General features: G+C 63.9%; 10 protein-coding genes. 6 read left to right on the top strand and 4 right to left on the bottom strand.

Translation table 11 applies throughout. The features are described from left to right. Positions 1-14 precede the first annotated feature (14 nt). The 3 genes from AC1D0N_RS06595 to AC1D0N_RS06585 are packed head-to-tail and all read right to left on the bottom strand — an operon-like array spanning position 15 to position 3,626. Positions 15-1,154: an alanine racemase gene (locus AC1D0N_RS06595; RefSeq protein ID WP_477242617.1), complete on the bottom strand. Its 1,140-nt coding sequence runs from the start codon at positions 1,152-1,154 to the stop codon at positions 15-17. Continuing rightward, positions 1,151-2,431, bottom strand: a complete 1,281-nt coding sequence (locus AC1D0N_RS06590) for a D-arabinono-1,4-lactone oxidase (RefSeq protein WP_477242615.1) — start codon at positions 2,429-2,431, stop codon at positions 1,151-1,153. The genes AC1D0N_RS06595 and AC1D0N_RS06590 overlap by 4 nt, the downstream gene beginning before the upstream one ends. 13 nt (positions 2,432-2,444) lie before the next feature. Next, positions 2,445-3,626, bottom strand: a complete 1,182-nt coding sequence (locus AC1D0N_RS06585; protein ID WP_477242613.1) for an MFS transporter — start codon at positions 3,624-3,626, stop codon at positions 2,445-2,447. Positions 3,627-3,753: 127 nt separating this feature from the next. On the opposite strand from AC1D0N_RS06585, the gene AC1D0N_RS06580 reads away from it, so the two are divergent. The 3 genes from AC1D0N_RS06580 to groL all read left to right on the top strand — a co-directional run bounded on the left by AC1D0N_RS06580 (position 3,754) and on the right by groL (position 6,574). Beyond that, positions 3,754-4,380, top strand: coding sequence for a TetR/AcrR family transcriptional regulator (locus AC1D0N_RS06580; protein ID WP_477242611.1), 627 nt, complete (start codon positions 3,754-3,756; stop codon positions 4,378-4,380). Positions 4,381-4,557: 177 nt separating this feature from the next. Continuing rightward, complete coding sequence (groES, locus tag AC1D0N_RS06575; RefSeq protein WP_006203049.1) at positions 4,558-4,854, top strand: co-chaperone GroES; 297 nt, start codon at positions 4,558-4,560, stop codon at positions 4,852-4,854. Positions 4,855-4,918: 64 nt separating this feature from the next. Next, positions 4,919-6,574: a chaperonin GroEL gene (gene groL, locus AC1D0N_RS06570; RefSeq protein WP_477242609.1), complete on the top strand. Its 1,656-nt coding sequence runs from the start codon at positions 4,919-4,921 to the stop codon at positions 6,572-6,574. A gap of 76 nt (positions 6,575-6,650) precedes the next feature. Here groL and AC1D0N_RS06565 read toward each other — a convergent pair whose 3' ends face one another. Continuing rightward, positions 6,651-7,262 (bottom strand): TetR/AcrR family transcriptional regulator, encoded by a 612-nt coding sequence (locus AC1D0N_RS06565; protein WP_477242607.1) that lies wholly within the window; start codon positions 7,260-7,262, stop codon positions 6,651-6,653. 101 nt (positions 7,263-7,363) lie between these two features. Here AC1D0N_RS06565 and AC1D0N_RS06560 point away from each other — a divergent pair, with 101 nt between their 5' ends. The 3 genes from AC1D0N_RS06560 to AC1D0N_RS06550 are packed head-to-tail and all read left to right on the top strand — an operon-like array spanning position 7,364 to position 9,260. Further along, entirely contained in the window at positions 7,364-8,374 is a 1,011-nt protein-coding gene (locus AC1D0N_RS06560) for a zinc-dependent alcohol dehydrogenase family protein (protein ID WP_477242605.1), read from the top strand. A gap of 32 nt (positions 8,375-8,406) precedes the next feature. Continuing rightward, positions 8,407-8,856, top strand: coding sequence for an OsmC family protein (locus AC1D0N_RS06555; protein ID WP_477242603.1), 450 nt, complete (start codon positions 8,407-8,409; stop codon positions 8,854-8,856). A 17-nt stretch (positions 8,857-8,873) separates the two neighbouring features. After that, positions 8,874-9,260, top strand: a complete 387-nt coding sequence (locus tag AC1D0N_RS06550) for a nuclear transport factor 2 family protein (RefSeq protein WP_477242601.1) — start codon at positions 8,874-8,876, stop codon at positions 9,258-9,260. Positions 9,261-9,273 lie beyond the last annotated feature (13 nt).

Raw genomic sequence — 9,273 nt, 5'->3', positions numbered from 1 at the left:
GAGCCGATACCGCATCACGCCATCGGCAGTGCCGGCCAGCGATCGACAATCCTGCCGCCGGAAAGCACCGCGATCGATCCGAACTGCTGCAGCACCGCCTCGCTCTGCGTCGGGCGCAGGAAAGCGTAGTCGCCGGGTTTGACCGTCGCGTCGTTCGGCAAGGCCATGAATTGCTGGTTGGAAGACAGGCCGAGCAGACTGTTGGTCGCCATGCCCTCCGGAAATACCGGTTCGGCCATCCATTTGCCGCCATAGAGATAGCAGCCCTTGCGCGGAAACCTGCCGAACGCCTGCAGCAGGCGGAAAACGGCGGGGGGACCCGGCAGCATCGGCTCGACCACTTTCAGGATCGGCGTGGCAATGAAGGCAGCTGGCTGAAACCCATCGAGGCCAGGCGTGTCGAAATCGCTGGGCAGCACGAAGGCCGACCCCATCGACACTTCGTTGGCCGCCCCGCCATGGTGGAGCAGCGCGGTCTTGCTGCCGCCGATGTTGAGGATGCGGCGCTGGTCCTCGCCGAGGCAAGCGACGAACGCCGTTGCCAGCGCCGACGCCTTCGCCAATGCTCTTGCCGGCCCGCCGAACAGGCCGGGAATGTGCGGCGCATGGGCCTCGTAGGCCATGACGCCTTCGCAACGCAGCCGGGCCAGCAGCAACTTCAAAGCTTTCGACAAGGCCTCCGGGCTGGCAAAGCCGCCGCGATGCAGCCCGACATCGATCTCGAAAGCGATGTGCAGCTCGGTGCCGAGTTCGGCTGCCAGCGCGCCATATTCCGCCAATCGCTCTTGCGTGTCGATCAGCCAACAGATGCGTGACCAGTCGGCGCTGCCTTTCGAAAGCTCAGCACGCGCCGCGTCGACCGGCATTGGCTTGCCGTACAACAGGTCGGCATCGGGGAACGCCTTCAGCACAGCTGCCGTGATCGGCGGATGGAAGGTCATGAAGCGGCTCGTGCCGAGCGCCTTGCCGATATGCGAAAGCAGCGGCAGGCAAGCCAGCGACTTGTCGACCAGCCGCACGGCAAGGCCTGGCGCCAGCCTTTCCCGGACCAGCGCAATGTTGTTGTCCAGCCGGTCGAGGTCGAGCAGCAGGCAAGGCTGGAAGATGCCGGCGGACCTCAGCGCATCCGACAATGCGGTGAAATAGGCGCTCATGGTTCGATGCCGAACAGCTCGGCCATATAGGGCGAAACAAAACGGTTTTCCGGATCGATGTCGCGGCGCACCGCCATGGCGTCGTCCCAGCGCGGATAGAGTTTTTTCAGCGCCGCCGCTTTCAGGCTGTGCATCTTGCCCCAGTGCGGCCTGCCGCCATATTTCAAGAAGATCGGCTCGGCCGCCCGCATGAAAGGCAGCGGATCGCTCGCCGCGTCATGGTGGATGGCGATCGAACAGGTCAGCCTGTTATAGAATGGCGAGAGCCAGAAATCGTCGGGTGCGACCGTGCGCACTTCCATCGGGAAATAGACCTGGGGAAAGCGCTTCTCCGTCAGTTCGATGATCTCGGCCAGCGCCTTTGGACCCTCCTCGAACGGCAAATGATATTCCATCTCGTTGAACTTCGTCTGCCGGTCACTGGCATAGACGTTGAGCCAGTCCTGCACATAGTCCTCCGCCGGCAGCTTGGCGATGGCGCCCAGGATCAGCCGGCGGCGCAGCGACGGCAGCCAGGCCAGCGCCGTGCGCAAGCGGCGCAGCGTCCTCAAGCCGGCCTCGTCCTCCTCCGGGGGCCGCTGTGTCGGTGCTGCATCGCTCAGATCACTGGCGATGAACTGGGCATAACCGGAAAACGGAATGTAGTAGAACTCGGCCGAGCGGTGCGCGGCCATCATCGTCTCGAAATCGCGCAGCATGTCGGCGATCGGCAACACCCATTTGCGGCGGCGCAGCCGGTAGGTGGCAATGTTGTTCAGCGTCACCTCGGTCAGCACGCCGAAGGCGCCGAGCGCGACGCCAATGGCGTGGATCGTCTCCTGATCGCTAGCCCCGGTGAAGTCGCGGACCTTGCCGAGCCCATCGACGATCTGAACCGTCTGCAACTGCGTGTGATAGGCGCCGAGCGTTGGGCCTGAGCCGTGGGTGGCGGTGCCGAGCGCGCCGCCGATGGCTTGCCGGTCGATGTCGCCCATATTGGGCAGCCCCTGGCCGATGCCTTGCAGGAGGTGCATCAGCGAGCCGAGCCGTGTCCCTGCCCTCACTCGTGCTTGATTTAGCTGAACGTCGTGCGACACCAGGCCCTCGAGCTTTTCCAGCGACAGGATCGTGCCTTCGGACTTCACCAGCGGCGTGAAGGAATGGCCGGCGCCGACGACCCGCACCGGGCTAGGCGCGGTACGCACCAGATCGCCAAGTTCGCCGGCGTCGGCGGGACTGGCGATCAGTTTTGGTTCAGCACGGACAAAACCGGACCAGTTGCTCCAGCTGTTCGACATGCTGCCTCCTCACCTAGGCAATTGCGCGGCGACGCCGCACCACGAGGACGAACAGGCCGAGCAGCGCCACGCTGGCAACGGCGCTGGCGGCGGCGAATTCCGGCACCGGCCTAAAATCCTTGCCATCGATCAGCAGCGACGCCGCGATCGGCCCGATTGCCAGACCGAAGAGCTGGGCGGCCGGCACCAACAGCACTGATGTCCGCGTCTCGTCGGCGGTGATCGCCAGCCGGATCTGATAGGGCACAATGAACAAGAGGATGAAGCCCATGACCAGCGCAGCGGCCCAGAACACCGTCAGGCCCGGGCCGCTGGCGAGCACCACGGAGCTGGCAAAAGCGATCACGCCGATCGCCACGATGGCAAGGCGGTAGTCGATGCGCGCCTCGAAGGCAGTCGCCGTCATCGCGCCGAGAACCTGCACCGCGAGGCTCGCCGAGACGATCAGGCCGACGGTGCGGCCGTCGATGCCGTATTGCGCGCCGAGCGGTTCCAGAAAGGCCCAGACTGAGCCGAAGAACATGAAGTAGCAGAAGACGGACAACAGAGCGGTGAGCGAAGGGACGGTCAGCACATTGGCCAGATTCTCGTCCTTGGGCAGCTCGGCATAGTCATCAGGCACAATGAAGGCGACCGCCAGCGAGGCGACGCAAACGACGGCAAGGACGATGAAGCCACCGACCGACCCGGCGGCCGGGATGACATAGAGCGCCAGCAACAATGCAAGCGCGCATTGCGCCAGGGTCTGCATGGTGACGAAATAGCCGCCGATGCGCTCGGCCCGACGCGAACGGGCGATCAGTTCGGTGGCGACCGCCACCAGCCCACCTTCGGCCAGCCCGGCGACAGCGCGCACTGATATCAGCAGGCCGGTGCTGACCGCATAGGCCGTCCACAAATTCGCCAGCGCCAGCAGGATCAAAAGCGCTGCACTTTTCCAGCGCATATTGTGCGCCGAGAGCAGCATCGCCACCACAGCCGAACCAATGGCAATGGCGATCATCTCCGCCGTGGCGACCAAAGCCAGTTCGTCGCCGCTGACATGTCCCTCGGTATAAAGCGCGCCGAGCAGCACCGGCTGCAGCCCGAGGATGAGCAGACCAACCGAACCGATCCACAGCGCCGAGGCAAGCTGGCCGCCGGTCGGGTTGCCGACCAGCCAATCGGCATTGTGCTCTGCCTTTGCTAACGTCACAGGTCCCTCCCCAGCGTCCTTGCCGTGCTTCAAAAAATCTGACAATCTGTCAGCATTTCTCAAAACTGATACTTGATCATATTTTTTGTCAAGCATGAAATTAGGACTGCCGCGGGAGATCTGGCGCATGAAAGAAGCAAGCCGGACGATGACCGAGCCGAGGCGCATGCCGAAGCAGGAGCGCAGCCGCGACCGCATCGACGCCATCCTGGCAACGACCATGCGGCTGATCGGCGAAAAGGGCATCGATGCCGTCACCATGAAGGAAGTCGGCATGCTGGCGGGCGGGCCGATCGCCACCGTCTATCATTACTTCCCCAACAAGTCGGCGATCCTGGCGATGCTCTATGAGCGGTTCTCAGAGGAAAGCCGCGCACGCTTCGGTGCCATCATCGCCGAGATTCACGGGCTGGACGATGTGACAGCAGCAGCGGACCGTCTGCTCGAAGACTACTATCGGCGCGTTGCCGAAGACCCCGCCATCCAGGATCTGCAGAATGCGATCCAGGCCGACAAGGCGCTGCAACATCTCGACATCGCCGAGACCCGGCAGCAGGCGAAGCTGTTCTGCGATCATGTCGGCCCTCTCCTGCAGCCGGAGAAGCGCGACCAGTTCGCCCGCGTGGTATTCCTGTTCTTTCAGCTTGCCGGCGGCGTCGTGCGTCTGGCACTGACCCAGGACGAAAGGGAAGGCCGCCGGACCCTCGAAGACTACCGGTCGATCATCCACACCCAGTTGCGGCTGTTTCTTTAGCCAGCGGAAGAACGCGAAAATTCCCGCGCATCGAAGGCGCCGCGCGCCTTGACTCTCGCCGGCCGCGCGCCTATTTCACGGCCACGTTAGCACTCGCCTTTGGTGAGTGCTAACTCATACGTCCGGCGCCGCCGGATGGAGGAACTGTTCTCACCGTTCTCATTCGAGGAAGAAAAAATGGCAAAGTCGAAGTTCCGCCCGCTTCATGACCGCGTGGTCGTTCGCCGGGTCGAATCCGAATCCAAGACGGCCGGCGGGATCATCATCCCGGATACGGCGAAGGAAAAGCCGCAGGAAGGCGAGATCATCGCCGTTGGTTCCGGCGCCCGCGACGAAGCCGGCAAGCTGGTCCCGCTGGACGTCAAGGCTGGCGACCGCATCCTGTTCGGCAAGTGGTCGGGCACCGAAGTCAAGCTCAATGGCGAAGACCTTCTGATCATGAAGGAATCCGACATCATGGGCATCATCGGCTGATTATCGGCCTCACCSTCAACTGAATTTTCGGGCTTGATCCCAAGCCCCTGCCAGGAGCTAAAACATGGCTGCCAAAGACGTAAAATTCTCCCGCGACGCCCGTGAGCGCATGCTGCGCGGCGTCAACATCCTCGCCGACGCGGTGAAGGTCACGCTCGGCCCCAAGGGTCGTAACGTCGTCATCGACAAGTCGTTCGGCGCGCCGCGCATCACCAAGGACGGCGTCACCGTCGCCAAGGAAATCGAGCTTGAAGACAAGTTCGARAACATGGGCGCGCAGATGGTCCGCGAAGTTGCTTCGAAGACCAACGACATCGCCGGCGACGGCACCACGACCGCGACCGTTCTGGCGCAGTCGATCGTCCAGGAAGGCCACAAGGCGGTTGCCGCCGGCATGAACCCRATGGACCTGAAGCGCGGCATCGACCTCGCCGTKGCCGACGTCGTCGCGACGCTGATCAAGAACGCCAAGAAGATCAAGACCTCGGAAGARGTTGCCCAGGTCGGCACCATCGCCGGCAATGGCGAYGCTTCGGTCGGCTCGATGATCGCGGAAGCGATGCAGAAGGTCGGCAATGAAGGCGTCATCACGGTCGAGGAAGCCAAGACCGCCGAGACCGAACTCGAAGTCGTCGAAGGCATGCAGTTCGACCGCGGCTACCTCTCGCCCTACTTCGTCACCAACGCCGACAAGATGGTTGCGGATCTGGAAGACGCTTACATTCTCCTCCACGAGAAGAAGCTCTCCAACCTGCAGGCCATGCTGCCGATCCTCGAGGCTGTCGTGCAGACCTCGAAGCCGCTGGTCATCATCTCGGAAGACGTCGAAGGCGAGGCTCTGGCCACGCTCGTCGTCAACAAGCTGCGTGGCGGCCTGAAGATCGCCGCCGTCAAGGCGCCGGGCTTCGGTGATCGCCGCAAGGCCATGCTGGAAGACATCGCCATCCTCACCGGTGGCCAGGTCATCTCGGAAGACCTCGGCATCAAGCTCGAGAACGTCGGCCTCAACATGCTCGGCCGCGCCAAGAAGGTGTCGATCTCCAAGGAGAACACCACCATCGTCGACGGCGCCGGCAAGAAGGCCGAGATCCAGGGCCGCGTTGCCCAGATCAAGCAGCAGATCGAGGAGACCACCTCGGACTACGACAAGGAGAAGCTGCAGGAACGTCTGGCCAAGCTGGCCGGCGGCGTTGCCGTCATCCGCGTCGGCGGTGCGACCGAGATCGAAGTCAAGGAAAAGAAGGACCGCGTCGATGACGCCCTCAACGCGACCCGTGCGGCCGTCGAAGAAGGCATCGTTCCCGGCGGCGGCGTCGCCCTGCTGCGCGCTTCGCTGACCATCAAGGCAACCGGCGCCAACTCCGACCAGACCGCCGGCATCAACATCGTGCGTCGCGCACTGCAGGCTCCGGCCCGCCAGATCGCTGCCAACGCCGGTGCGGAAGCATCGATCGTTGCCGGCAAGATCCTTGAGAACAAGGGCGCGACCTTCGGCTACAACGCCCAGACCGGCGAATATGGCGACATGATCGCCATGGGTATCGTCGATCCGGTCAAGGTCGTTCGCACGGCTCTCCAGGACGCGGCCTCGGTCGCCGGCCTGCTGGTCACCACCGAAGCCATGATCGCCGAAGCTCCGAAGAAGGAAGCGGCTGGCGGCGGCATGCCTGGCGGCATGGGCGGCGGCGGCATGGGCGGTATGGGCGGCATGGATTTCTAATCCAGCCCTATCAGCCTTCAGATACGGAAGGGCGCCGAAAGGCGCCCTTTTTGTTTTGAGGTCGAGTTGTTAGGCCTCAGACGGCGGCATCGGCGCGTCGCCGCACTTCTCCTGCAGCCAGCACTGCGGTTTCGATCAGGGCTGCGACCTCATCAGCCACGGCCTGCAGCGGGGCGCGGTCGCGGGTGGCGCGGGCGATTACCATCAGCCCTTCCAGCGATGATTCGACCAGCAAAGCCAAAGCGTGCGCGCGGCGCTCGGGCACCCCTGCCCTGACGAAGGCCTGTTGCAGCAGACCTATCCATTGCTCGAAAGCCGAGCGGCACAATTCGGCCAGTTCCGGCACATCCGTCGGCGAATCCAGCACCACCGGCGCGATCGGACAGCCGAGCGAAAACTGGTTGTCTTCCAGCATGCGGCCGACCGCCTGGTAGATGTGGTGGACGGCGACCGCCGGATCGATCTCCGCGGCCAGCGCCTCACCGAGCCTCTGCGTCACCCCGGCGACGCTGTCGCGCGTCACCTCGATGACCAACTGGTCCTTGCCGCCGGGAAAATGAAAGTAGAGCGAGCCTCGAGGGGCACCGCTGGCGCTCAGAATGTCATTGAGCGAGGTGCCGTGATAGCCGCGCTGTCTGAGCAGCAGCGCCGTCGTCTCGAGTATGCGGGTGCGGGTATCGTTCGCCATGTCAACCTCTGTCAGCACTCAGCATTATAGGTCTTGCGTCGAATATGACAATCGGTCTACATAATATGTAGATCAGTCTATATATTCCAGAGGAGATCGACATGCGCAGCTACCGTCTTGAAGGGTCCGGCGGGACCGAATGCCTGATGATGCGCGACGAGGTGCAGCCGGAGCCGAAGCCGCATGAGATCGTGGTGAGCGTGCGCGCTACCTCGCTCAACCGGCGCGACACGATGATCCTCAACGGCACCTATCCGCTGCCGCCGTGCCAGGGCATCGTTCCCCTGAGCGACGGCGCCGGTGAAGTCGTCGCCATCGGCGATGCCGTCACCCGCTTTGCCGTCGGCGATCGCGTCACCGGCAGCTATTTCGCCCGCTGGATCGACGGCCGCATCAATGCCGGGTTGATCGACCAGCTCGGCTGCACGCTGGACGGCATGCTGGCCGAATACGCCGTCCTCGATGAGCAATGGGCGGCGCGGCTGCCCGACCATCTCGACTGGCATGAGGCGGCAACGCTGACCTGCGCCGGTCTGACCGCCTGGAATGCGGTGACCGGCGCAGGGATTCCTAAGCCTGGCCAATGGGTTCTGGTCATCGGTTCGGGTGGCGTCTCGCTGTTCGCGCTGCAGTTCGCCAAGCTGCTCGGCTGCCGCGTCGTGGCCGTCACCTCGCGCGCCGAGAAGGCCGACAGGCTGCGGGCGCGGGGCGCCGACCTCGTCATCTCCAGCACGGACACACCGGAATGGGGTTCCAGTGTCCGCGAGCAGACCGGCGGCATCGACCTCGCCGTCGAAACCGGCGGCCCGGCGACCTTCGCACAGTCGCTGATCGCAAGCACACTTTACGGGCACATCGTGCTGCTCACGCTGCAGGACGCGAAAGGCGGGTCGATCCAGCTGCCGGCAGCGCTCTACCAGCGCAGCCTCGCCACCATCAGCCGCCTCTTCGTCGGCAGCCGGACCAACCTCGAAGCCATGCTGCGCGCCGTCGCGCAGCATCGCCTGAAGCCCGTCATCGACAAGGTCTTCCCCTTCACCGAGGCCGGCGATGCCTACCGCTATTTCCAGCAGGGCGACGTCTTCGGGAAAGTGGTCATCGCAGGCGCCTGATTTCCCGTCCCTCAAACAACGGAGAGCAGAAAATGACAATTCGTGAAGCCTCGGCCCAGTGGCAAGGCACACTGAAAGAGGGTTCGGGCCGCTTGCGGCTCGGCAGCGGCGTCTTCGAAGGCGCCTATTCCTTCCCGTCGCGGTTCGAGAACGGACCGGGCACCAATCCGGAAGAACTGATCGCGGCCGCACACGCCGGCTGCTTTTCGATGGCGCTGAGCGCCATCCTGGGCAGGGAAGGATTTGCGCCCGCGCGCATTCGCACCGTCGCCAAGGTGCATCTCGGCGCCACTGCCGCCGGACCGACGCTCACCCGCATCGAGCTTGAAACGCAAGCCGAGATCCCTGGCCTTGAGCCCGGGGAATTCCAGCGCCTTGCCGAGACGGCGAAGACGACCTGCCTCGTCTCGCGTGCCCTGACCGGCGTGGCGAGCATCGCGCTCAGGGCGGAGCTTGTCGCACCCGCTGGCGCGGAAGCATGAAACCAGGAGATATCGAGATGAAACAGGAGAGCACCATGGACATCCATCCCGACGACCGCTCCAGGCAGACGGCCGAGATCATGCGGCGCTTTAACGACGTGTTCCAGCTGCACGATCCGTCGGCGCTCGCCGAATTGGTCGCCGAAGACTGCGTCATCGAAAACACCGTGCCGGCGCCGGACGGCGCCCGCCATGCCGGCCGCGACGCCTGCATTGGGCTGTGGTCGGTGATCGCCACCCAGCCGGGCACGCGTTTCGACCTCGAAGAGACGTTCGTCGCCGGCGAGCGGGCAACGATCCGCTGGCGCTATTTTCAGGCCGACCGCAACTCCATCCGCGGCGTCAATTTGATGCGCGTCGCGGATGAGCGCATCGTCGAGGCGATGGGTTATGTCAAGGGGTAGCGCCTAGAGCCTG

The organism is Mesorhizobium sp. P2_E10 (assembly GCF_056404235.1).
The sequence above is the reverse complement of the archived record's forward strand: the minus strand, read 5'-3'. Positions and strand labels throughout refer to the sequence as shown.